Origin of the sequence: Mycobacterium kiyosense (assembly GCA_021654635.1) — a bacterium.
Classification (GTDB): domain Bacteria; phylum Actinomycetota; class Actinomycetes; order Mycobacteriales; family Mycobacteriaceae; genus Mycobacterium; species Mycobacterium kiyosense.
The window spans coordinates 4,095,848-4,119,465 of record AP025179.1 but is presented as its reverse complement, the minus strand read 5'-3'; the positions used below and the strand labels follow the sequence as shown (position 1 = coordinate 4,119,465).

Here is a 23,618-nt window from a genome sequence, read left to right as displayed (position 1 = left end):
CATCTCCCATGAGTGGCGCGGTATGCCCGGGGTCGTTCGACCCGGTCACGTTGGGTCACATCGACGTTTTCGAGCGCGCCGCGGCCCAGTTCGACGAGGTGGTGGTGGCCATCCTGGTCAATCCCGCCAAGAAGGGCATGTTCGACCTGGACGAGCGGATCGCGATGATCGAGGAGTCCACGGTCCACCTGCCGAACCTGCGGGTCGAGGCCGGTCAGGGCCTGGTGGTCGACTTCGTCCGCTCGCAGGGGATGAACGCGATCGTCAAGGGTCTGCGCACCGGCACCGACTTCGAGTACGAGCTGCAGATGGCGCAGATGAACAAGCACGTCGCCGGCGTCGACACGTTCTTCGTGGCGACCGCACCGGAGTATTCGTTCGTGTCGTCGTCGCTGGCCAAGGAGGTCGCCATGCTCGGTGGCGATGTGACCGCACTGCTGCCCGAGCCGGTGAACCGCCGGCTGCGGGAGCGGATCAATCGGTGAGCTGCAGGTAGTTGTCCGGGTCGACGGTGGCCTCGCCGGACCATCGGTAGGCGGTCAGTTTTCCATCCTTGGCCGCGCTGAAGTCCACGCACGCGCAGTGCTGGGTCCAGTCGCGCAGCTGCTTCGGGTCACCCTTGCGCCAGTAGTGGCCGAAGAACACCGGCACGGTGTCGGTGTAGACGTACGAACGCTCGTCGGCCGCCACCTCTATGTCGGGCAGCGTGGGATACGGCTCGTCGGTGTCGGTGGTCAAACCCGTTGCCATTTCCGCTATTTCGCGCAGTGTCGCGGCAGTGGCGTCCCACCAGCGGATCCTCGCTTGGCGGCGAACATGGCCGTCTTTGTCTTTGAACGGCGGTTGGCCGTGTTTCACCAGGCTGATCTCCGGACCCTTGAGCAGGATCTCGACCGCCGTGAACAGTTCGTCACCGGGCGTCGAGGATCGCACGAACTGATCCAGCGAGTTGAACCGATCCGAACCTAGTTGGCTTTCAACGTATTTCATGGACACTTCATGCCAGCACGCGTGAACCACCCGGATGTCGCCGAGGTCGAGCCACAGCGGCAGCGTGGCGAACCAGTCCAGGTAGTAGGTGCGCTGCCCGTCGGTGAGCTGGTCGAGAAACTCCCGGTGCTGGTTGGTGTTCTTCTCGTTCTGCGGGCGTAAGTATTTCCCGCTGCCGGAAGGATATTCGATGGAGTAGCAGATCGCGTTGAACTCGTGGTTGCCCATCACGACCTGCGCGCTACCGGCCTCGACCATCGCCTTGACGATCTGCAGCACGCGCAGTTGCTCGGTCCCGCGATCGACCAGGTCGCCGACGAAGATCGCCTGGCGCTCCGGATGCAGGTAGGCGCCATCGCCGGCCCGATAGTCGAGCTTGGCCAGTAGCCGCTCCAATTGGCCGGCACAGCCGTGGATGTCGCCGATGATGTCGTAACCCTGCATGAACCGATCTTCGCACCTGGGTTCGGCTGGCCTAGGACCGACACCGTCGCTCTCGCGCAGGTCCGATACCTGTTGGCGCACAACATCGTTAGGCCGCTGTTGCGGGTGTTCACCGCGCGGATAGGTGGCAACCGACGGTCGCGGCGCTGCTCGAGGTCTAGCGCGGTCTTCATCACGTGGGTTACGGTCCCTCTGTGGCGGAGACCGTGCTGATCACCGGGGCCTTCGGCCTGGTCGGTTCCGAGGTTGTCCGGCGATTCGCGCTCGACGGTTGGCGGGTGGTTGCGACCGCTCATCGCACCGTGGCCGCGCTGCCTGCCGGCGCGGAACCCGTGCAGGTCGATCTGACCGACGCCGACCAGGTTCAACGGGTGGTCGCCGAGGTTTCCTCGGACGTCATCGTTCACCTCGCCGCAGTCATCCCGCCGCTGATCTATTACAACGGTCGCCTCGGCCGCCGGGTGAACGTCGACGCCACCGCCGCACTACTGCAGGCCGCGGAACGATTACCGAATCCGCCGCGATTCGTGCATGCGTCCAGCGGTTCGGTGTACGGGTCGCGAAACCCTCATCGGCATCCCGAACCGGTCACCGCGGACACGCCCACGCGTCCGTGCGAGCTGTACGGCGGTCAGAAACTGGAAGCCGAACAACTGGTGCGGGCGTCGAACCTGGACTGGGTGATGATGCGCCTCGGCGGTGTGCTCAGCGTCGACCTCTCGGCCACCCCGTTCACCAAGGACACCCTGTATTTCGGCAGCGCCATGCCAGCCGACGGCCGGGTGCATTGCATCGATAGCCGGGACGTGGCAACCGCTTTCGCGGCGGCCACGGAAGCCGATGTGGTTGGGGAGACGCTGTTGATCGCCGGCGACGATTCGCACCGGCTGCTGCAGGGCGGGATCGGCTCAGCCCTGGCGGCCGCACACGGAATGCCCGGCGCGATGCCGGCCGGTCTGCCGGGGAACCCGGACAGCGACGACGACTGGTATCCCAACGACTGGATGGACACCGCCCGCGCGCAGCAGTTGCTGAAATTCCAGCACTATTCGTGGCCCGACATGCTCGCCGAGATACGGGATCGGGCCGGCTGGATGCGCTACCCGCGGCGGGTCATCGCACCCATGGCGCATCAGTTCGTCAAACGTCAAGGGGCATATCGCAAGTCGCCCAGAACGCACGCGGACGTGTGGGGTGCGCTACGAGCCAGGTTCGGTGAGGTGGCGGTCGACACGGCTGGCGCCGAATAGCTCGTCGGGTCAGTCAGAAGACGATTGTCTGATTGTCATGCACGATGACGCGGTCCTGACAGTGCCATAGCACCGCACGCGAGAGCACGGCGCGTTCGACGTCGGCCCCGAGCCGCACCAGGTCGTCGACGGTATGAGTGTGGTTCACGCGCACCACATCCTGCTCGATGATCGGGCCTTCGTCGAGCACCTCGGTGACGTAGTGGGCGGTCGCACCGATCAGTTTCACGCCGCGCTCGCGGGCCCGCTTGTAGGGCGCCGCACCGATGAAGGCCGGCAGGAACGAGTGGTGGATGTTGATCAGCGGGCACCCGACGGCGTCGAGGAACTCCGGGGTGAGGATTTGCATGTAGCGGGCCAGTACCACCAAATCGACGTTGCCGGTGAGTAATTGGAGCTGACGTTGCTCGGCCTCGGCGCGGGTGTCGCGGGTCGCGGGGATGTGGATGAACGGCACTCCGAACGGGCGGACGCGTTCGGCGAGGTCGGGATGGTTGGCGATGACCATCGCGATCGACATCTGCAGTTCGCCGCGACGATTGCGCCACAACAGGTCCAACAGGCAGTGGTCGTCCTTGGAGGCCATGATGGCGACCCGCTTGGGTTTGGCGGCCTCGGTGAACCGGTAGTCCATGGCGAACCTGTCGGCGACCGCAGTGGCGAATTCGTTTTCCAGTCCGTCGAGCGCGGCGGTCAGCCCGGGCAGGTGAAAGATGGCCCGCTGCAAGAAGGTTCCGTCTTCGGGGGCGGTGGAATGCTGGTCCAGGGAGATGATGTTGGCGCCGGCCTGAGTCAGGAAGGTGCTGACAGCGGCGATGATCCCGGGGTGGTCGTCGCAGCGCAGCAGCAGCCGCCCGATGTCGGCGGGCGGCGGGGGCCGGCGGGCCGCTGGGCGAAGCTGCCCGCCTCGTTCGGCGTCGCGGTATTCGCGATTAGGAGCTCCTTCTGCAAGGCCGTTGCGGAAAATTCGCTGGCCAGGATATAACGGCCCACCGCCGAACGGTGGGCATCGCCGACAACCTCGCGATGATGCAGCGGTTGGGCGTGCTGGGCTGAAGCTACTCGGGCTCGTCGTCTTCGGCGGGTGGGTAGCGGCGTTCGGGGTGGTGGAAGGTGTTGATGCGGGGTTGGCCGTGGTCGAGGTGGGTGGGGGTAGCCATTGGGTGAGGCCGCGGCTGGTGGTGTGGGTGGTCCAGCCGTGTTCGGCGAGGCGGTTGTGGATGCCGCAGGCCAGGGCGAGGTTGGTGATGTGGGTGCTGTGGCAGGTTTGCCAGGCGGTGAGGTGATGGACCTGGCAGTGGTAGGCCGGGGTGGTGCAGCCGGGGCGGGTGCAACCGCGATCGCGGGCATACAGGATCAGCCGCTGTGCCGGGTTGGCCAGCCGCTTGGTGTGGTAGAGCGCCAGCGGTGTGGCGCCGTCGAACAGGGCGAGGTAGGGGTGCGCGGCGCCCGACCAGCGGATCACATCGGACATCGGCACTAAACTGCCGCCGCCGGTGCGGGCTGTGCCGGTGCCGGCTTCCAATTCGGTCAGGGTGGTGGTGACGATCAGGGTGACCGGCAACCCGTTATGGTGGCCGAGTTTGCCGCAGGCCAGCAGCGCCAGCAGCCCGGCCTGCAGCCCATCGTGCTGACGCTGAGCCGTGGTGCGGGTGTCGCGGCGGACCGCCTCGGGGTCGGGCTCGCCCTCGTCGATGTGGGGCAGGTGGTCGTCGGGGTTGGCGATGCCGGGGGCGGCCAGTTTGGCCCAGGCGGCTTGCAGGGCGGCGCGCAGCGCGGGGGTGATCCAGCCGGTGAGTTTGGACATGCCGTCGGGGTCTTGTTTGCCCAGACTCAGGCCGCGCTTGCGGGCGCGTTCGTCGTCGGAGAATTCCCCGTCGGGGTGCAGGTAGGTCAGTAGTGCGGTGGCGTAGTCGGCGACCTCGTCGGGGCGGGTGCTGGCGGCTTGGTCGGCCAGGTCGGCTTCGGCGTGTTCGCGGGTACCGGCGTCGACGTCGGCGGGCAGGTGTGTGAAGAAGTCGCGGATCTCCGCCACGTGCTCACTGCCGATGCGGCCGCGGCGTTGGGCGGCGGCGGTGGCTTCCAGCTTCGGGGGCAGCGGCTCCCCCGTCAGCGACATCCGGGGACCGAGGTCGGCGGCGTCGGCGATGCGCCGGCTGGCCTGGGCGCGGGTGATGCGCAGCCGGTCGGCCAGCGTATTGCGCAGGGTGTCGCCCAGCTCCTCTTTGGTGGCGGTGCCCAACTGGTTGAGCAGCTGATGCTGCGGCACCGGCAACCGCCGCGCCACCGTCTCCAAGCGCTCCAGGATCGCCATCCGCTCCGGGGTGGTGAGTACCTCAAAGCTCGACTCGCACAACCGCTCGACGGCCGCATCGCACGCGTCGAGGACCTCGACGATCTCCGCACGCGTGCTGGCTGTCATGCCTCGGATTCTACGAACACCCACCGACAACCCGGGGCCAGCAAGGACGCCGAAGACAAAGCCAGGCAAGAACTTTCGAGAATGGAACCCAACGCGACCTCGGTGCGTCTAATCCCTTGGGACCGCTATACGGTCAAGAATTTCCGTACCCCGTCAGTAGCACTCGTGCCCACTGTGCTCGGCATCCGGGGAGCCGCCCATCATTTTCAGCATCGGTAGTCCACCGCTGGTGAAGAACCGCACAACCAACACCGCCGCAACAACCAGAAAGGCGATGTTCAACCACGTCGTGTAGTTCCACGAGATCCCGGCCGACATGACCATCGCATTGCGCTGACTCGGTATGAGACCGGCTGCGCCGAAAGCCAATTCGACTACGTAACCGGCCACCACCATCGCGGCGTAGAACGTAGCCAGCAGGGTCAGCATCATCCGGGTGCCGTAGTACTTACGGTAGATGTTCAGGATCGGCAGGATCAGCAGGTCGGCGAAGATGAACGCGATGACCCCGCCGAAGCTGATCCCGCCGTTCCACAGCACCGCGGCCAACGGCACATTGCCAATCGAGCAGACGAACGACACGATCGCCACGAACGGCCCGACGAGCGGTCCCCAAATCGCTGACCAGGTCGGATGATTCGTCAAAAAGAAGTTCTGCCAAAAGGTTTCGGGCACCCACGCCGCGATCGCGCCCGCAATGAACAGACCGATGACCAGATCGCGCAGGATCGCGAGCCACTCCATCACGAAGACGTGCGACACCGAGGTGAGCCCCTGTCCCGAAAACAGGCGGCGCCAGAAGGAACCCTCACCCTTGATCGACATGTCCATTGCCGCATGGCCTTCCATGGATCCGGCGATACCCTTGTCGGCCTGCTCGCGGGCGGCTTCGACGAGCCGCGAGCGCACGAAGATCCGAAACAACACGGCGAGCACGAGGATCATCAGCGGTCCGCCCACGAACTCGGCGGCGGTGAACTGCCAGCCCATCAGCAGCGCCAGGATGATGCCCAGCTCAATCACGAGGTTCGTCGAACCGATCTCGAAGGCCATCGCGGCAGTGAAGTTCGCGCCCTTGCGGAACAGCGATCGGGCCAGGGCGACCGCGGCGTACGAGCAGGACGACGATGCTGCGCCCAGGCCGGCCGCCACCGCCAGGGTCCGCGGCCGGTCGTCGCCCAGCAGCGCCACGATGGTCGAACGACGCACCACCGCCTGGACCACCGCCGAGAGGGCGAAGCCGAGGATCAGCGCCCAGAGGATCTCCCACGTCATCGAACCGGTGAGCGCCAACGCGTGGCCGACCGCCGATAACACCTTGTCCATCGCGGGAACCTCCGCCCGGTCGGCAACGGGACATCAGCAACCTATACCCCATAGGGGTATAGGTCAAGCGGGCCGGGTGAGAGTCGCGCGACGGGGATCAGCGAGCCCTGATGCGCTTGCTCCAGCCTGCGCCATTGCCCAGTCCACCCGCCCGCGTGCTGCGCGGCGGGTGGAGCTTGTCGACGATGCGCCGCCGACACGCCGGCGGCGATAGGCTGGTAGCAAACCACGTGCTTGCGAGTGGTCTGCGGGACCGCAACCGAAATTCGAGCCCGACACACCGGCGTCACCACCGCCGTCACAGACGTAACACCAGGCACACTGGTAACAACCAGGATTGTTTGCAGGACGCCAGGAGGGTGTGGCCGTGTACCGAGTCTTTGAAGCGCTCGACGAATTGAGCGCCATCGTCGAAGAAGCCCGTGGCGTGCCGATGACGGCGGGCTGCGTGGTGCCTCGCGGCGATGTGCTGGAGCTGATCGACGACATCAAGGACGCCATCCCCGGCGAACTCGACGACGCCCAGGACGTGCTGGACGCCCGCGATTCGATGCTGCACGACGCCAAGTCGCATGCCGACTCGATGGTGTCGTCGGCCACCACCGAGGCCGAGTCGATGATCAACCACGCCCGCGCCGAGGCCGACCGGCTACTGTCCGACGCCAAGGCCCAGGCCGACCGGATGGTCAGCGAAGCGCGCCAGCACAGCGAGCGGATGGTCGGGGAGGCGCGCGAGGAAGCCATCCGGATCGCCGCGTCGGCCAAGCGCGAGTACGAGGCCAGTATCAGCCGCGCGAAGTCCGAATGCGACCGGCTGATCGAGAACGGCAACCTCTCCTATGAGAAGGCCGTGCAGGAAGGCATCAAGGAGCAGCAGCGCCTGGTGTCGCAGAATGAGGTGGTCCAGGCTGCGCACGCCGAATCCACCCGTCTGATCGACACCGCGCACGCCGAAGCCGACCGGCTGCGCGGCGAATGCGACATCTACGTCGACAACAAGCTCGCCGAATTCGAGGAGTTCCTCAACGGCACCCTGCGTTCGGTCGGGCGCGGTCGTCACCAACTGCGCACCGCGGCCGGCACGCACGACTACGTGACGCGGTAGGCCGCGTACATCCACGCATGTCGTGGAGCCCTCGGCCGGGAGCCGTAGGATTCCGGTATGGCCAAGCGGCACAGCCAGACCACCCATCGACCCGCAACCGGGCCGATGGCGATCGATATCGCCCGGTTGGGCCGACGCCCCGGCGGCACGTTCACGGTGCGCCAGACCGTGGACAGTCCATTGCGCATCGGTGTGGAGCTGATCGCGATCCAGTCCGGCGCACCGCTCGAGCTGGATCTGCGGCTGGAATCGGTGTCCGAAGGTGTGCTGGTGACCGGGACGGTGGCCGCGCCGACCGCCGGCGAGTGCTCCCGCTGCCTGTCGCCGATCGAAGGACGGGTGCAGGTCGGGCTGACCGAGCTGTTCGCCTACCCGGACAGTGCCACCGAGGCGACCACTGAAGAAGACGAGGTGGGCCACGTCGTCGACCAGAGGATCGACCTCGAGCAACCGATCATCGACGCGGTAGGCCTGGAACTGCCGTTCTCTCCGGTGTGCTCGCCCGACTGCCCGGGTCTATGCCCGCAGTGTGGGGTGTCGCTGGCCGCCGAACCCGGCCACCACCACGACCAGATCGACCCGAGGTGGGCCAAGCTGGCCGCGATGCTGCCCCCGCCGGAAGGCGAACAACGGTGAGTCCGTCGCCGCAGCCGCTGCTCGATGCGCTCGGTGTCGACTTGCCCGACGAACTGCTCTCGCTGGCGCTGACCCACCGCAGCTACGCCTACGAGAACGGCGGTCTGCCCACCAACGAACGGCTGGAATTTCTGGGGGACGCGGTGCTGGGGCTGACCATCACCGACGAGCTCTACCACCGCCATCCCGACCGCTCCGAAGGGGACCTGGCCAAACTGCGGGCCAGCGTGGTCAACACCCAGGCGCTCGCCGACGTCGCCCGCAACCTCACGGAGCAAGGGCTGGGCGTCTACGTGCTGCTGGGCCGCGGCGAGGCCAACACCGGCGGTGCCGACAAGGCCAGCATCCTGGCCGACAGCATGGAATCGCTGCTGGGCGCGATCTACCTGCATCACGGCATCGAGGTGGCGCGCGAGGCGATCCTGCGGTTGTTCGGTCCGTTGCTGGACGCGGCCCCGACCCTTGGTGCGGGGCTGGACTGGAAGACCAGTCTGCAGGAGCTCACCGCGGCGCGCGCGCTGGGCACGCCGTCGTACCAGGTCACGTCGACCGGGCCGGATCACGATAAGGAATTCACCGCGGTCGTGCTGGTGATGGAAACCGAGTACGGGTCGGGGATGGGCCGTTCCAAGAAAGAAGCCGAGCAGAAGGCGGCATCGGCCGCCTACAAGGCGCTCGAGGCGGCCGAGGTGCTCGGTTCGGCGGGGAAATCGACCGCCTGATGACCCGCTGGACCCGCGGCCCCCGCCGGGCGCCGGCCCGGCCGCGCCGCCGACTGTGAACTTTCCGCCTGCCGTGCGGCGGGTCGCGTCGCAGGCTTCACGCTCGGCACTGAAGGGGGCCCGCTGAATGCCCGAGCTGCCCGAAGTCGAGGTGGTGCGGCGCGGACTGCAGGCGCACGTCGTCGACAAGGCGATCACCGCGGTCCGCGTCCACCATCCCCGTGCGGTGCGCCGCCACGAGGCCGGCCCGGCCGATCTGACCGCGCGGTTGCTCGACGCCCGGATCACCGGGACCGATCGGCGCGGCAAGTACCTGTGGCTGCTGCTGGACAAGCCCGCCGACCCCGACATGGCCCTGGTCGTCCACCTCGGCATGAGCGGGCAGATGTTGCTGGGCAAGGTGCCGCGCGCCGAGCACGTGCGCATTTCGGCGCTGCTCGACGACGGCACCGTGCTCAGCTTCGCCGACCAGCGGACCTTCGGCGGGTGGCTGCTGGCCGACCTGGTCGAGGTGGACGGCAGCGTGCTGCCGGCGCCCGTGGCGCATCTCGCGCGTGATCCGCTGGACCCTCGGTTCGACGCCGAATCGGTGGTGAAAGTGTTGCGGCGCAAGCATTCCGAGATCAAGCGCCAGCTACTGGACCAGCAGGTGGTCTCGGGCATCGGCAACATCTACGCCGACGAGGCACTGTGGCGGGCCAGGGTCAACGGCGCGCGGGTGGCCGACACGCTGTCCCGTCGTCAGCTCACCGCGGTATTGGACGCCGCCGCCGAGGTGATGCGCGAAGCACTGGCCAAGGGCGGCACGTCGTTCGATTCGCTGTATGTCAACGTCAACGGCGAGTCGGGTTACTTCGACCGGTCGCTGGACGCGTACGGTCGCGAAGGCGAACCCTGTCGTCGCTGCGGGACGGTGATGCGCCGCGAGAAGTTCATGAACCGGTCGTCGTTCTACTGTCCGAAATGCCAGCCCCGGCCGCGTCGGTAGATCGATAGAAAGGGAACCATGACCGAACTCTGGGTCGAACGCACCGGCACCCGGCGCTACACCGGACACAGCTCGCGGGGAGCGCAGGTCCTGATCGGCAGCGAGGACGTCGAGGGCGTGTTCACCCCGGGCGAGTTGCTCAAGATCGCGCTGGCCGCCTGCAGCGGGATGTCCAGTGACCAGCCGCTGGCCCGCCGGCTCGGCGACGAATACCGCGCGACCGTCCGGGTGTCCGGGGTGGCCGACCGCGAGCAGGAGCGCTATCCGCTGCTCGAGGAGACGCTGGAACTGGACCTGTCCGGCCTGAGCGCGCAGGACAAGCAACGCGTGCTCACCGTCGTGGAACGGGCCGTCGACGCGGTGTGCACGGTCGGTCGAACGCTGAAATCGGGCACCACGGTCAACTTCGAGGTCGCCGATGTCGGCGCCTGACCAGGTGCGGTTGACCGCGTGGGTGCACGGACGTGTCCAGGGTGTCGGTTTCCGCTGGTGGACCCGGTGCCGGGCGCTGGAACAGGGGCTGACCGGATATGCGGCCAACCAGGCCGACGGGCGGGTGCTGGTGGTCGCCCACGGTCCGCGGCCGGCAGCCGAGCGGCTGCTGGAGCTGCTGCGCGGCGGCGGCACACCGGGCCGGGTGGATAAGGTTGTCGCCGACTGGTCCGAGCCCACGGAGCAGTTCAGCGGATTCGTCGAGCGGTAATCTGGCCCCTCGTGTACCTCAAGAGTCTGACGCTGAAGGGCTTCAAGTCCTTCGCCGCGCCGACGACTCTGCGCTTCGAACCGGGCATCACCGCCGTCGTCGGGCCCAACGGATCGGGTAAGTCCAACGTGGTCGACGCCCTGGCCTGGGTGATGGGCGAGCAGGGCGCCAAGACGCTGCGGGGCGGCAAGATGGAGGACGTCATCTTCGCCGGCACGTCCTCGCGCGCGCCGTTGGGCCGCGCCGAGGTCACCGTCACCATCGACAACTCCGACAATGCGCTGCCGATCGACTACTCCGAGGTCTCGATCACCCGCCGGATGTTCCGCGACGGTGCCAGCGAGTACGAAATCAACGGCAGCAGTTGCCGTTTGATGGATGTGCAGGAGTTGTTGAGCGACTCGGGCATCGGCCGCGAGATGCACGTGATCGTCGGGCAGGGCAAGCTCGACGAGATCCTGCAGTCGCGCCCCGAGGACCGCCGCGCGTTCATCGAGGAAGCCGCGGGCGTGCTCAAGCACCGCAAGCGCAAGGAAAAGGCGCTGCGCAAGCTCGACGCGATGGCGGCCAACCTGGCCCGGCTGACCGACCTGACCACCGAGTTGCGCCGGCAGCTCAAACCGCTGGGCCGCCAGGCCGAGGTGGCGCGTCGTGCCCAGACCATCCAGGCCGACCTGCGCGACGCCCGGCTGCGGCTGGCCGCCGACGACCTGGTCAGCCGTCGTACCGAGCGGCAGGCGATCTTCGACGCCGAGACCACCATGCGCCGCGACCACGACGAGGCCGCCGCCCGGCTGGCGGTGGCCGCGGAGGAGCTGGCCGTCCACGAACAGGCGCTGGCCGAGCTCTCGCAGCGTGGCGAGGCGATCCAGCAGACCTGGTTTCGGCTGTCGGCGCTGGCCGAGCGGGTCGGCGCGACGGTGCGGATCGCCACCGAACGTGCCCAGCACCTCGACACCGAGCCGCTGCGCGCCAGCGACACCGACCCCGACGCGCTGGAGGCCGAGGCCGACGAGATCGCCTCGTTCGAGCGTCAGTTGCTCGAGGAACTGGCGGAGGCGGGCACCCGGCTGGATGCCGCCCGCGCCGAGTTGGCCGAATGGGAACGCCGTGCCGTCGAGGCCGAAAAGGCCCACCTGGCGGCCGTGCGGGCCGAAGCCGACCGGCGCGAAGGGCTGGCGCGGCTGGCCGGGCAGGTCGAGACCATGCGTGCGCGCGTCGAGTCGATCGACGACAGCGTCGCGCGGCTCACCGAGCGCATCGAAGAGGCCGCCGCCCGCGCCCAGCAGACCCGCGCGGAGTTCGAGGGCGTGCAGAGCCGCGTCGGCGAACTCGACCAGGGCGAGGTCGGCCTCGACGAGCATCACGAACGGACGATGACGGCGTTGCGGCAGGCCGAGACGCGGCTGGCCGAGCTGCAGGCCGCCGAACGCGGCGCCGAACGTCAGGTGGCGTCGCTGCGGGCCCGCATCGATGCGCTGTCGGTGAGCCTGGAACGCAAGGACGGCGCGGCCTGGATCGCCGAACATCACAGTGGTGCAGGGATTTCGGGTTCGGTAGCGCAGTTGGTCAAGGTGCGCTCCGGGTACGAGGCGGCGCTGGCCGCGGCGCTGGGTTCGGCCGCCGACGCGCTGGCCGCCGACAGCCTGGGTGCTGCCCGCAGCGCGGTCGCCGCGCTCAAGCACGCCGACGGCGGCCGGGCCGCCCTGGTGCTCAGCGACTGGCCCGCGCCAGCTGACGCGCCGCATCCGGTCGCGCTGCCCGACGGGGCGGCGTGGGCGCTGGACCTGATCGAGGCGCCGCCGCGGCTGCGCGGCGCGATGGTCGCCATGCTGTCCGGGGTCGTGGTGGTCGACGACCTGGGTGCGGCGCTGGACCTGGTAGCCAATAGGCCGCAGCTGCGCGCGGTCACCCTGGACGGCGACCTGGTGGGCGCCGGTCGGCTCAGCGGAGGATCCGACCGCAAGTTGTCCACGCTGGAGGTCGCGTCCGAGATCGACAAGGCGCGCGACGAACTCGCCGCCGCCGAGGAACAGGTCGCGCAGCTCAGCGCCGCACTGTCCGGCGCGCAGGCCGAGCAGACCGCCCGCCAGGACGCCGCCGAGCATGCACTGGCCGCGCTCAACGAGTCCGACACTGCGATCTCGGCGATGTACGACCAGCTCGGCCGGCTGGGCCAGGACGCCCGGGCCGCCGAGGACGAGTGGAACAAGTTGCTGCGCCAGCGCGAGGAGTTGGAGACCGGGCGCGCCCGCACCGTGGCGGAAGTCGTCGAACTCGAGACCCGGTTGCGCAACGCGCAGCAGATCGAGCTGGTCAGCGAGGCCGAGGCCAACCCGGCCGAAGCCCGGCAGGCGATCGCCGCCGCGGCCGACAACGCGCGCAGCTTCGAGGTGGAGGCCCGGCTGGCGGTGCGCACCGCCGAGGAGCGGGCCAACGCGGTGCGCGGGCGCGCCGATTCGCTGCGCCGTGCCGCCGCGGCCGAACGCGAGGCCCGGGTGCGGGCCGAGCAGGCGCGCGCCGCCCGGGTGCGCGCCGCCGGGATAGCCGCCGCGGTCGCGGAATCCGGGCGGCTGCTGGCGGCGCGGCTCAACGGGGTGGTGGATGCGGCGGCGCGCCGCCGCGATCAGCCGGCCGAACGTCAGCAGCGGTCGGTCGCGCTGGCCGCGGTGCGCGAGGAGACCAACACCTTGAGCGCGCGGGTGGCCGCCCTCACCGATTCGCTGCATCGCGACGAGGTTGCCAACGCGCAGGCGGCGATGCGCATCGAACAACTCGAGCAGATGGTGCTCGAGCAGTTCGGGATGGCGCCGGCCGACCTGATCGCCGAGTACGGCCCCGACGTCCCGCTGCCGCCCACCGACCTGGAGATCGCCGAGTTCGAGCAGGCCCGCGAACGGGGTGAACAGGTGGTCGCACCCGCGTCGATGCCGTTCGATCGCACCACCCAGGAACGGCGCGCGAAACGGGCCGAGCGGGAACTCGCCGAGCTCGGCCGGGTTAACCCGCTAGCCCTCGAAGAGTTTGCTGCGCTGGAAGAACGCTACAACTTCCTGTCCACCCAGCTCGAGGACGTCAAGGCCGCCCGCAAGGATCTGCTGGACGTCGTCGCCGAGGTCGACGCGCGCATCCTGCAGGTGTTCAGCGACGCATTTTTCGACGTGGAACGCGAATTCCAGACGGTGTTCACCGCGCTGTTCCCCGGCGGCGAAGGCCGGTTGCGGCTGACCCAGCCCGACGACATGCTCACCACCGGGATCGAGGTGGAGGCGCGCCCGCCGGGCAAAAAGGTCACCCGGCTTTCTTTGCTGTCTGGCGGCGAGAAGGCGCTGACGGCGGTGGCGATGCTGGTCGCGATCTTCCGCGCCCGGCCCTCGCCGTTCTACATCATGGACGAGGTGGAAGCCGCGCTGGACGACACCAACCTGCGCCGGCTGATCAGCTTGTTCGAGATGCTGCGGGATCGCTCGCAGCTGATCATCATCACCCATCAAAAGCCCACCATGGAGGTTGCCGACGCGCTCTACGGCGTGACGATGCAGGGCGACGGCATCACCGCCGTCATCTCGCAACGCATCCGCGGCCAGCAGGTGGATCGGCTGGGCGCGGCAGCGGGCTGAGTCACTTCGGCCCGCCGCGGGTACTGGTGGCGTTGCGCGGGTACAAGGTGGCCTTGAGGGTGAACCGAGGGCGTTGCGGGTGAAGGCAGGGCGTCGACTGTGTACCGGCGGCGGGACTGCAACGATTTTCCCGCCCGGACTGCACCGCCGACGCCCAGGTTTCACACTCAACGGCCGGGCTGCACGCTCGTCGTCCGGGATGCGCGGGAGAGGCGCGCCGATGGGCGATCCCCGCTGACGCTGTCCCGGCAAGCCGTCGCTGACCCCGCCCGCTGATCCCCTCAACCCGCCGAGTGCCGGATGCCCCCGGCTGGAAGGATTGTCAGCGTGTCCGAAGGTCTGTGGATCGCCATCGCGGTCGTTGCCGCCCTGCTCATCATCGTGGCGCTGGTCGTGGGACTGGTCCGCTACCGCAGACGCCAGATCAGCCTGGCCAAACCGCACACCGAGGCCATCGACCGCTCCGGCGGTTACACCGCCTCCTCCGGCATCACGTTCAGCCAGACACCCACCCTGGACGCCACCGGGCTGCCCGCCGTCGGCGACGACGCGACCATTCCGCGGGACGCACCCAAGCGGCCGATCTCCGAGGTCCAGCTGCCCGCCGTCGAGCCCGACATCGAGGTGCCGCCCACCGCGCCGCCGGAGGTGCCGGCGGTGCCGGAGGTGCCGGACACCCCCGAGGGCCTGGACATCCTCGAGGTCCTCGAGCCGGAGACACCCGAGCCGCCCCAGCCCGAGAAACCCGAGAAGCCCGAGAAGCCCGAGAAGCCCGAGAAACCCGAGGCGGCCCAAACCCAGCCCGAGGCGCCCGCGGTCGAGGAGATCGCGCCGACCGAGGGACGGCTGGAACGCCTGCGCGGCCGGCTGGCCCGCTCGCAGAACGCGCTCGGGCGCAGCATGCTGGGCCTGCTCGGCGGCGGCGACCTGGACGAGGACTCCTGGCAGGACGTCGAGGACACCCTGCTGGTCGCCGATCTGGGACCGGTGGTTACCGAGTCGGTGGTCACCCAGCTACGCGCCCGGCTGGCCAGCGGCAACGTGCGCACCGAGGCCGACGCCCGCGCGGTGCTGCGCGACGTGCTGATCAAAGAGCTGCACCCGGACATGGACCGCTCCATCCGTGCGCTACCGCACGCCGACCACCCGTCGGTGCTGCTGGTCGTCGGCGTCAACGGCACCGGGAAGACCACCACCGTCGGCAAGCTGGCCCGGGTGCTGGTGGCCGACGGCCGCCGCGTGGTACTGGGGGCCGCCGACACCTTCCGGGCCGCGGCCGCCGACCAGCTGCAAACCTGGGCGTCTCGGGTCGGCGCGGAAGTGGTCCGCGGCGCCGAGGGCGCCGACCCGGCCTCGGTGGCGTTCGACGCCGTCGACAAGGGCATCGCCGCCGGCGCCGACGTCGTCCTGATCGACACCGCCGGCCGGCTGCACACCAAGGTTGGCCTGATGGACGAGCTGGGCAAGGTCAAGCGGGTGGTCACCCGCCGCGCCGCCGTGGACGAGGTGCTGCTGGTGCTCGACGCCACGATCGGCCAGAACGGACTCGCCCAGGCCAAGGTGTTCGCCGAAGTCGTCGACATCACCGGCGCGGTGCTGACCAAGCTGGACGGAACGGCCAAGGGCGGCATCGTGTTCCGGGTCCAACAGGAACTCGGGGTACCGGTGAAGCTGGTCGGACTGGGTGAGGGCCCCGACGATCTGGCGCCCTTCGAGCCGGCCGCATTCGTCGACGCCCTGCTCGGTTAGCACTTCTTACACACCAGTTTCTACGTTAATTTCCACGAAACATCGCTGCCCCATCCGCGCAACAACTTATGCGCATGGTTCTGGATCAGGTCACCAGTCAATCCATCTGGGGCCCTCCCGACGCTGACTGGAGGTGATAGCGAGTGAGTTTCCCGATGATGGGCCAGCCCAATACGGGCGATACCGCCTGGATGCTGGCGAGTTCCGCGCTCGTTTTGTTGATGACGCCGGGCTTGGCGTTCTTCTACGGCGGCATGGTGCGTGCCAAGAGCGTGCTCAACATGATCATGATGAGCATCAGCGCAATGGGCGTCGTCACCGTGCTGTGGGTGCTCTACGGCTACTCCATGGCATTCGGCACCGACACCGGCAACGTCGTCGGCAGCCCGACCGAATACTGGGGACTGAAGGGTCTCATCGGCGGCAATGCGGTCGCGGCCGATCCGACCAAGACCCCGCCCGTCTCGGCGACGGATATCCCGCTGGCCGGCACCCTGCCCGCCACCGTCTTCGTCGCCTTCCAGCTGATGTTCGCGATCATCACCGTCGCCCTGATCTCGGGCGCGGTCGCCGACCGCCTCAAGTTCAGCGCCTGGATGGTGTTCTCCGGCCTGTGGGCCACCCTGGTCTACTTCCCGGTCGCGCACTGGGTGTTCGCCTTCGACGGCTTCGCCTCGGAGAAGGGTGGCTGGATCGCCAACAAACTTCATGCGATCGACTTCGCCGGCGGCACCGCGGTGCACATCAACGCCGGTGTGGCCGGCCTGGTGCTGGCGATCGTGCTGGGCAAGCGCAAAGGCTGGCCCACCACGCTGTTCCGCCCGCACAACCTGCCGTTCGTGATGCTCGGCGCCGGACTGCTGTGGTTCGGCTGGTACGGGTTCAACGCCGGTTCGGCCACCAGCTCCAACGGTGCCGCCGGGTCGACCTTCATCGCCACCACGGTCGCGACGGCCGCGGCGATGCTGGGCTGGCTGCTCACCGAGCGCATCCGCGACGGGCACGCGACGACGCTGGGCGCGGCGTCGGGCATCGTCGCCGGGCTGGTCGCGATCACGCCGTCCTGCTCGTCGGTCAACGTGCTGGGAGCGCTGGTGATCGGCGTGGTCGCCGGGGTGCTGTGCGCGCTGGCGGTCGGGCTGAAGTTCAAGCTCGGCTTCGACGACTCGCTCGACGTGGTAGGTGTGCACCTGGTCGGCGGTCTGGCCGGCACGCTGATGGTCGGCCTGCTGGCCGCGCCGGAGAGCGTCGCGATCAACGGCGTCACAGGTGTGTCGAAGGGCCTGTTCTACGGCGGTGGTTTCGATCAGCTGGAACGCCAGGCGGTCGGTGCGTTTGCTGTTCTGGCCTACTCGGGCATCGTCACGCTGATCCTGGCCCTTATCCTGAAGTACACCATCGGGTTGCGTTTGGGTGCAGAGCAGGAATCGACCGGCATCGACGAGGCCGAGCACGCTGAGAGTGGCTACGACTTCGCAGTTGCCAGCGGTTCGGTTCTGCCCCGCGCCAGCCTGCCGGACACCCCGAACGGCCTCGACGCGCGTTTGGCCGAGAAAGTGGAGGCGGAATAGAAATGAAGCTGATCACCGCGATCGTCAAGCCGTTCACCCTCGACGACGTCAAGACCAGCCTGGAGGACGCCGGTGTCCTGGGCATGACGGTCAGCGAGATCCAGGGCTACGGGCGACAGAAGGGCCACACCGAGGTCTACCGGGGTGCGGAGTACTCGGTCGACTTCGTGCCGAAGGTCCGGATCGAGGTCGTCGTCGACGACTCCATCGTCGACAAGGTCGTGGACAGCATCGTCCGGGCCGCACGGACCGGCAAGATCGGCGACGGCAAGGTCTGGGTCAGCCCGGTGGACACCATCGTGCGGGTCCGCACCGGCGAACGCGGTCCCGACGCGTTGTGACGATGCAGCCAAGACGGGCCGGGCGGGTGTGACACCCGACCCGCCGGGAACCTCGGAATCGGAAGTAACGCAAGCAGGAAGCGCCGTCGCGGCAGTCGATCTGGCTGCCGCGCGGCGCGAACTGCTGTCTGGCGACCTCACCGGCATGGCGCCCGCCGAGCTGCGCAAAGCGGTGCTGGACCTGCACGAAACCTGGCTGACCCGCAAAGCCGCCGAGATCGGTATCACCGGCGACAGCGGCTTTGCGCTGGTGGGTGTCGGCGGCCTGGGCCGGCGTGAACTGCTGCCGTATTCGGACCTGGACCTGGTGTTGCTGCACGACGGCAAACCTGCCGACGTGCTGGGCCCGGTTGCTGACAAGCTCTGGTACCCGCTGTGGGACGCCAACGTCCGGCTCGACCACAGCGTGCGGACCGTCAGCGAGGCGCTGAGCACCGCCAATGCCGACATGACGGCCGCCCTGGGCATGCTGGAGGCCCGCCACATCGCCGGCGAGGAGCGGTTGTCGGCCGAACTGATCGACGGCGTGCGACGGCAGTGGCGCACCGGAATCCGTTCCCGCATGGACGAACTCGTGGAGATGACGCACGCCCGCTGGCTGCGCCTGGGCCGCATCGCGCATCGCGCCGAGCCGGACCTGAAGTCGGGTCGCGGCGGCCTGCGCGACGTCCAGATGATCAACGCGCTGGCGCTGGCCCAGCTCATCGACAGACACAGCATGTCGCGGGCCGACAACCCGGCCGGGTCGCTGGACGACGCCTATCTGACCCTGCTCGACGTGCGCACCGAGCTGCATGTGGTGTCGCGCCGCGGCCGCGACCAGGTGCTGGCGCAATTCGCCGACGAGATCAGCGCCGCGCTGGGCGTCGGCGACCGTTTCGACCTGGCCCGCATGCTGTCCAGCGCCGGCCGCACCATCGCCTACCACGCTGTCACCGGCCTGCGCACCGCCGCCAACGCCCTGCCGAAGCGGGGGCTGGCCGCGCTGGTGCGCCGGCCCAAGCGGCGACCGCTGGACGAGGGTGTGGTCGAGTACGCCGGTGAGATCGTGCTGGCCCGCGAAGCCCAGCCCGAACACGACCCCGGCCTGGTGCTGCGGGTGGCGGCGGCCTCGGCCGACACCGGCGTGCCGATCGGCGCGGCGACGCTGAGCCGGCTGGCCGACACCGCGCCCCCGTTGCCGACGCCGTGGCCGCGCGAGGCGCTGGACGACCTGCTGGTGGTGCTGCTGGCCGGACCCACCGCCCTACAGACCATCGAAGCCCTCGACCGCACCGGGTTGTGGGGCCAGCTGCTCCCGGAGTGGGATTCGATCCGGGACCTGCCGCCGCGCGACGTGTCGCACAAGTGGACGGTGGACCGCCACGTGGTGGAGTGCGCGGTCAATGCCGCGCCGCTGACCACCAACGTGGCCCGCCCGGACCTGCTGGCGCTCGGCGCGCTGCTGCACGACATCGGCAAGGGCAGGGGCGTGGACCACTGTGTGCTCGGCGCCGATTTGGTGGTCCCGATCGGCGAGCGGCTGGGCCTGCCGCCCGCCGACATCAACACCTTGTCCCAGATGGTCCGGCACCACCTGCTGCTGCCCATCACCGCTACCCGTAGCGACCTGAACGATCCCAAGACCATCACGGCCGTCTCCGAGGCGCTGGGCGGGGATCCGCAACTGCTCGAGCTGATGCACGCCCTGTCCGAGGCCGACTCGAAGGCCACCGGGCCCGGGGTGTGGAGCGACTGGAAGGCCTCCCTGGTCGCCGATCTGGTGCGACGCTGCCGGCTGGAGATGGCCGGCGAACCGCTGCCGCAAGCCGAACCGACTGCGCCGCAATACCTTTCGCTCGCGGCGCAGCGAGGCGTGCATGTCGAGATCAACGCGGGGGACGGCGAGCGCCTGCACGCGGTGATGGTCGCGCCGGACGAGCGCGGACTGGTCTCCAAGGCCGCTGCGGTACTGGCGCTGAACTCGCTGCGCGTGCATTCGGCGTCGGTCAATGTGCACGAAGGCGTCGCGATCACCGAGTTCGTGGTGTCGCCGCTGTTCGGCTCGCCGCCGGCGGCAGACCTGTTGCGGCAAGCCTTTGTGGGTGCCCTGCGCGGTGACGTCGACGTGCTCTCGGCGGTGGAGAAACGCGATGTCGAGGCCACCAGTTCGGCGACCGCCCGCGCCGGTGAAGTACAGGTCGGGGTGCCGGTGACGCGCTCGACGGCGCCGCCGCGCATCCTGTGGCTGGACACCGACACCCCGGGCCAACTGATCCTGGAAGTGCGCGCGATGGACCGGGTGGGCCTGCTCGCACTGTTGACCGGGGCGCTGGAGCGGGCGCACACCGACATCGTCTGGGCGAAGGTCAACACCTTCGGCTCGACGGCGGCCGACGTGTTCTGCGTGACGGTCCCGCCCGAGGTCAATGCGCGCGCCGCGGTGGAGAGGAACCTGCTGGAGGTGTTGGGCGCCCCGGCTGTGGTGATGGTCGACGAGCCGGTGGGGGCCCTCTTTGCCCCGCCCCGACTGTGGACTTCACGACGGGACACGCCCCGGTGGAGCGTCGGCAGTTTCACACTGGGGGCGCGGTCGGGCGGGGTCAGGACTGCTCGGCGTTGAGCCGCCGCACCGCGTCGATGCGCTCCTTGAGCTGATCTCGCGTCGCGGCCGCGATCGGCGGGCCGCCGCAGCGGCGGCGCAGCTCGTTGTGGATCCAGCCGTGCGGCTTGCCGGTGCGGTGATGCGCGATCGACACCAGCGCGTTGAGCTCGCGGCGCAGCTCGCGCAGCTGCCCGTGGGTGGTGATCGGCACGGCCGCTCCCTGCCCGGTCGCGGCTCGCTTCTGCAGCTGCTCGTCCTGGCGGCGGTGCAGCAGCGCCCGCATCTGTTCGGCGTCGAGCAATCCGGGGATGCCCAGGTAGTCGGCCTCTTCGTCGCTGCCGGCGGGGGTGGCGGTGCCGAACGACGAACCGTCGAAGATGACCTGATCCAGCTCGGCATCGGCGCCCAGTGAGACGAAACCCTTGTCGGGTTCGCCCGGCTCGTTCTGCTCCTTGACGGCCGGATCGTCGAGCAGCGGATCCTCGAGCGATTCGCGGTGCGGTTTGCCCAGCACGTGGTCGCGCTGGGCCTCCAGCTCGCTGGCCAACTGCAACAGATTGGGCACCGACGGCAGGAAGATGCTGGCCGTCTCCCCGGGCCGGCGGGAGCGCACGAACCGCCCGATGGCCTGGGCGAAGAACAACGGGGTCGACGCGCTGGTGGCGTAGATGCCGACCGAGAGCCGCGGCACGTCCACCCCCTCGGAGACCATGCGCACCGCGACCAGCCACCGGCTGGTGCCGGCGGAGAACTCGCTGATGCGGGCCGACGATTTCGGGTCGTCGGACAGCACCACGGTCGGGTCTTCACCGGTCAGCTTTTTCAGCAGCGCGGCGTAGGCGCGGGCCGCGGTCTGGTCGGAGGCGATGATCATGCCGCCCGCGTCCGGGACGTGCTCGCGCAGCTGGCGCAACCGGCGATCGGCCGCGGTGATGACCGCCGGCATCCACTCGCCGGCCGGATCCAGCGCGGTGCGCCACGCCCGGGCCGTCTGCTCGGCCGACAGCGGCTCACCCAGCCGGGCCTCGTGCTCTTCGCCCGCGCTGTCCCGCCACCGCGCCTGCCCGGAATAGGCCATGAACACCACAGGGCGGACCACGCCGTCGGCCAGCGCCTCGGCGTAGCCGTAGGTATGGTCGGCCCGCGAGCGCAGCACGCCCTCGGCGTCGGGCTCGTACTCGACGTAGGGAATGGGGCAGTCGTCGCTGCGGAACGGCGTGCCGGTCAGCGCAAGCCGGCGGGTGGCGTCGCTGAACGCCTCGCGGATGGCGTCACCCCAGGTCTTGGCGTCCCCGCCGTGGTGGATCTCGTCGAAGACGACCAGCGTCTTGCGCTGCTCGGTGCGCACCCGGTGCAGTGTCGGGTGCGCGGCCACCTGCGCGTAGGTGACGACCACCCCGTGGAACTCCGGCGAGGTCTGCGGGTTGGAGTTGGAGAACTTCGGGTCCAGCGACAGCCCCTGCCGGGACGCGGCCTGCGCCCACTGGATCTTCAGGTGCTCGGTGGGGACGACGACGGTGAGTTGCTCGACGGCCCGATGGGCGATCAGCTCACCGGCGATGCGCAGTGCGAACGCCGTCTTGCCCGACCCGGGGGTGGCGACGGCCAGGAAGTCGCGTGGCTCGGTGCCCAGGTACTTGACCAACGCGCGACGCTGCCAGCCGCGCAATGCTCGCGTCGTGTCAGCGGGGAAGTGCCCGACCGGCTGCAACGACAACAGTTCCCCCATAACTGGCTGAGCTGAGGCACCATGCGTGGTCGGTGCTGGGCTGTAAAACATAGCATGGCAACGCTTTTCGGGCGCGCTCGCGAGGTCAGCTTAGCGCGGCGCGTCGCGAGATTCGAGCCAAGACCGGATACGTGCGGCGACGTCGGGCCACCCGGGTTCGAGCATCATGTTGTGGCCCATGTCGAAGAATTCCGGCTCGGTCCGGTAGGCGCGCGCGGTGGCCCGGACGTCCCCGGTGCTGACGAAGCCGTCGTGCTCGGCGCCGAGCACCAGCATCGGCGTCGTAATCAGCTTGGTCTTGACGCCACGAATCATCGGGTCGACGGCCGCCGCGCGCAGGCTCTCGGGTCCGGCTTGCGATCGGCACGATTCGACGATCGCCGCTGGCGTCTGGGCACAGAACAGGTAGTCGCGCGCCAGTTGCGGGGTGTCGACGAATTCCAGCAGTGTGCCACCGGTGAAGCCCCGGATCGCGATCAGCGGGTGCTTGCGCCAGACGCGCGTGGCCAGCCGCAGATAGCCCTTCGGCGGCACCGACCCCACCAGCACCGCCCCCGGCGCGCGATGGGTCTCCAGGTAGCGCTGCACGGTGAAACCGCCCAGGGAGTGCCCGATCAGTACCGGCTGGCCACCGAGGATGTCCACGGCCGTCCCGACGTCGTCGATGTAGTCGGCCATCGAGCAGCGGTTCAGTGGCTTGGCGGTGGCGCTGGCGCCGTGTCCGCGCAAGCTCATCGCCACGGCCCGGTAGCCCGCATCGGCGAAGTAGTTCAGAAAATTCTCCCAGCACCACGCGCCGTGCCAGCCGCCGTGCACGAACAGCAGCGGCTGGGCGTCCGGGGAGCCTTTCTCGATCATCTCCAGCATCAGGGTGCGTCCGTTTCCCTTCCCTTTATCAATCGCTTGCCGGTCCGTCGTTCTTTTCCAGTCCGTCGTTGCCGTCGCAGAAGATGCAGGGATCGCCGCGCTCGCTGCCGTAATCGGCGTACTGCGCGACGGTGCCGACGACGGCTGCTGCGGTGGCGGGATCGAGCGCCGGCTCGTCGGCGAGCCTGTCGGCCCACTTCAGCGAGCCGATGCCGGCGATCAACGGGGCCGGATGGTCGGGATCGCCGGTGACGTCGCCGACGGCGGTCCCGTCGATGAACAGCGTGTAGAGGTCGTGTGCGGGAAAGTCGTAGTTGACTCGCAGCACCCACCACTGCCCAGATTGTCGCGCCGCATACGGGAAGTACCGGTACCCCGTCCGCATCCAGCGAGGCCGCGCGTGCAGGTCGACCCCGGACGTGTCCGGCATCTGCGAATGATAAATCCGGCTGCTTGCTGGCGGTGACGAAACAGCGGCGCGCAATGCCGGGAATCTGCAACCGGGGCGCTGGGCTGTCGCGGACGATCGCGGCCGTAAAACCGTGTAACCCGGCCGGCGCTGGGTGCTGCG

18 protein-coding genes and 2 pseudogenes are annotated in these 23,618 nt (G+C 68.8%); 13 read left to right on the top strand and 7 right to left on the bottom strand.

Annotation, left to right across the window (positions count from 1 at the left end; genetic code table 11):
• Positions 1-8 precede the first annotated feature (8 nt).
• Positions 9-485 carry a pantetheine-phosphate adenylyltransferase gene (gene coaD / locus L6444_RS19360; protein WP_236976626.1) on the top strand — a complete coding sequence of 159 codons (477 nt, stop codon included), beginning with the start codon at positions 9-11 and terminating at the stop codon, positions 483-485.
• On the opposite strand, the gene L6444_RS19355 is transcribed toward coaD, so the two are convergent.
• Positions 475-1,434 (bottom strand): metallophosphoesterase, encoded by a 960-nt coding sequence (locus L6444_RS19355; RefSeq protein WP_236976625.1) that lies wholly within the window; start codon positions 1,432-1,434, stop codon positions 475-477. The two genes, coaD and L6444_RS19355, sit on opposite strands and share 11 nt — an antisense overlap.
• Positions 1,435-1,628: 194 nt before the next feature.
• On the opposite strand from L6444_RS19355, the gene L6444_RS19350 reads away from it, so the two are divergent.
• Complete coding sequence (locus L6444_RS19350) at positions 1,629-2,684, top strand: NAD-dependent epimerase/dehydratase family protein (RefSeq protein WP_236976623.1); 1,056 nt, start codon at positions 1,629-1,631, stop codon at positions 2,682-2,684.
• 13 nt (positions 2,685-2,697) lie between these two features.
• Here L6444_RS19350 and purU read toward each other — a convergent pair whose 3' ends face one another.
• From purU to L6444_RS19335, 3 genes and pseudogenes are all read right to left on the bottom strand, one after another.
• A complete protein-coding gene (purU, locus tag L6444_RS19345; protein ID WP_236984267.1) occupies positions 2,698-3,543 on the bottom strand; it encodes a formyltetrahydrofolate deformylase in 846 nt (281 codons plus the stop codon).
• A gap of 199 nt (positions 3,544-3,742) precedes the next feature.
• Positions 3,743-5,106, bottom strand: a pseudogene (locus L6444_RS19340) (HNH endonuclease signature motif containing protein).
• Positions 5,107-5,259: 153 nt separating this feature from the next.
• A complete protein-coding gene (locus tag L6444_RS19335) occupies positions 5,260-6,432 on the bottom strand; it encodes a permease (protein WP_236976621.1) in 1,173 nt (390 codons plus the stop codon).
• A 367-nt stretch (positions 6,433-6,799) separates the two neighbouring features.
• Between L6444_RS19335 and sepIVA the strand changes: the two genes are divergently transcribed.
• From sepIVA to L6444_RS19280, 11 genes and pseudogenes are all read left to right on the top strand, one after another.
• On the top strand, positions 6,800-7,537 hold the full coding sequence (gene sepIVA / locus L6444_RS19330; protein WP_236976619.1) for a cell division protein SepIVA: 738 nt from the start codon (positions 6,800-6,802) through the stop codon (positions 7,535-7,537).
• A 57-nt stretch (positions 7,538-7,594) separates the two neighbouring features.
• Positions 7,595-8,173 carry a YceD family protein gene (locus tag L6444_RS19325; RefSeq protein WP_236976618.1) on the top strand — a complete coding sequence of 193 codons (579 nt, stop codon included), beginning with the start codon at positions 7,595-7,597 and terminating at the stop codon, positions 8,171-8,173.
• Positions 8,170-8,895: a ribonuclease III gene (gene rnc, locus L6444_RS19320; protein ID WP_236976617.1), complete on the top strand. Its 726-nt coding sequence runs from the start codon at positions 8,170-8,172 to the stop codon at positions 8,893-8,895. The genes L6444_RS19325 and rnc overlap by 4 nt, the downstream gene beginning before the upstream one ends.
• Before the next feature lie 127 nt (positions 8,896-9,022).
• Positions 9,023-9,883 carry a DNA-formamidopyrimidine glycosylase gene (mutM, locus tag L6444_RS19315; RefSeq protein WP_236976616.1) on the top strand — a complete coding sequence of 287 codons (861 nt, stop codon included), beginning with the start codon at positions 9,023-9,025 and terminating at the stop codon, positions 9,881-9,883.
• An 18-nt stretch (positions 9,884-9,901) separates the two neighbouring features.
• A complete protein-coding gene (locus L6444_RS19310; RefSeq protein ID WP_236976615.1) occupies positions 9,902-10,315 on the top strand; it encodes an OsmC family protein in 414 nt (137 codons plus the stop codon).
• A complete protein-coding gene (locus L6444_RS19305; RefSeq protein WP_236976614.1) occupies positions 10,302-10,586 on the top strand; it encodes an acylphosphatase in 285 nt (94 codons plus the stop codon). The genes L6444_RS19310 and L6444_RS19305 overlap by 14 nt, the downstream gene beginning before the upstream one ends.
• An 11-nt stretch (positions 10,587-10,597) precedes the next feature.
• Complete coding sequence (gene smc, locus L6444_RS19300) at positions 10,598-14,206, top strand: chromosome segregation protein SMC (RefSeq protein ID WP_236976613.1); 3,609 nt, start codon at positions 10,598-10,600, stop codon at positions 14,204-14,206.
• Positions 14,207-14,533: 327 nt separating this feature from the next.
• Entirely contained in the window at positions 14,534-15,955 is a 1,422-nt protein-coding gene (ftsY, locus tag L6444_RS19295) for a signal recognition particle-docking protein FtsY (RefSeq protein WP_236976612.1), read from the top strand.
• A gap of 155 nt (positions 15,956-16,110) precedes the next feature.
• Entirely contained in the window at positions 16,111-17,526 is a 1,416-nt protein-coding gene (locus L6444_RS19290; RefSeq protein ID WP_236984265.1) for an ammonium transporter, read from the top strand.
• Positions 17,527-17,528: 2 nt separating this feature from the next.
• Entirely contained in the window at positions 17,529-17,867 is a 339-nt protein-coding gene (glnB, locus tag L6444_RS19285; protein WP_036354580.1) for a nitrogen regulatory protein P-II, read from the top strand.
• Positions 17,868-17,895: 28 nt separating this feature from the next.
• Positions 17,896-20,355: pseudogene (locus L6444_RS19280) on the top strand ([protein-PII] uridylyltransferase); the annotation flags it as partial.
• A 94-nt stretch (positions 20,356-20,449) separates the two neighbouring features.
• Here L6444_RS19280 and L6444_RS19275 read toward each other — a convergent pair.
• From L6444_RS19275 to L6444_RS19265, 3 genes are all read right to left on the bottom strand, one after another.
• The gene (locus tag L6444_RS19275) at positions 20,450-22,180 is read right to left on the bottom strand and encodes a DEAD/DEAH box helicase (RefSeq protein ID WP_236976610.1); all 1,731 of its coding nucleotides are present in this window, start codon (positions 22,178-22,180) and stop codon (positions 20,450-20,452) included.
• A gap of 90 nt (positions 22,181-22,270) precedes the next feature.
• Positions 22,271-23,047, bottom strand: a complete 777-nt coding sequence (locus tag L6444_RS19270; RefSeq protein ID WP_236976608.1) for an alpha/beta hydrolase — start codon at positions 23,045-23,047, stop codon at positions 22,271-22,273.
• Between the two features lie 28 nt (positions 23,048-23,075).
• Positions 23,076-23,477 carry a hypothetical protein gene (locus tag L6444_RS19265; protein ID WP_236976607.1) on the bottom strand — a complete coding sequence of 134 codons (402 nt, stop codon included), beginning with the start codon at positions 23,475-23,477 and terminating at the stop codon, positions 23,076-23,078.
• Positions 23,478-23,618 lie beyond the last annotated feature (141 nt).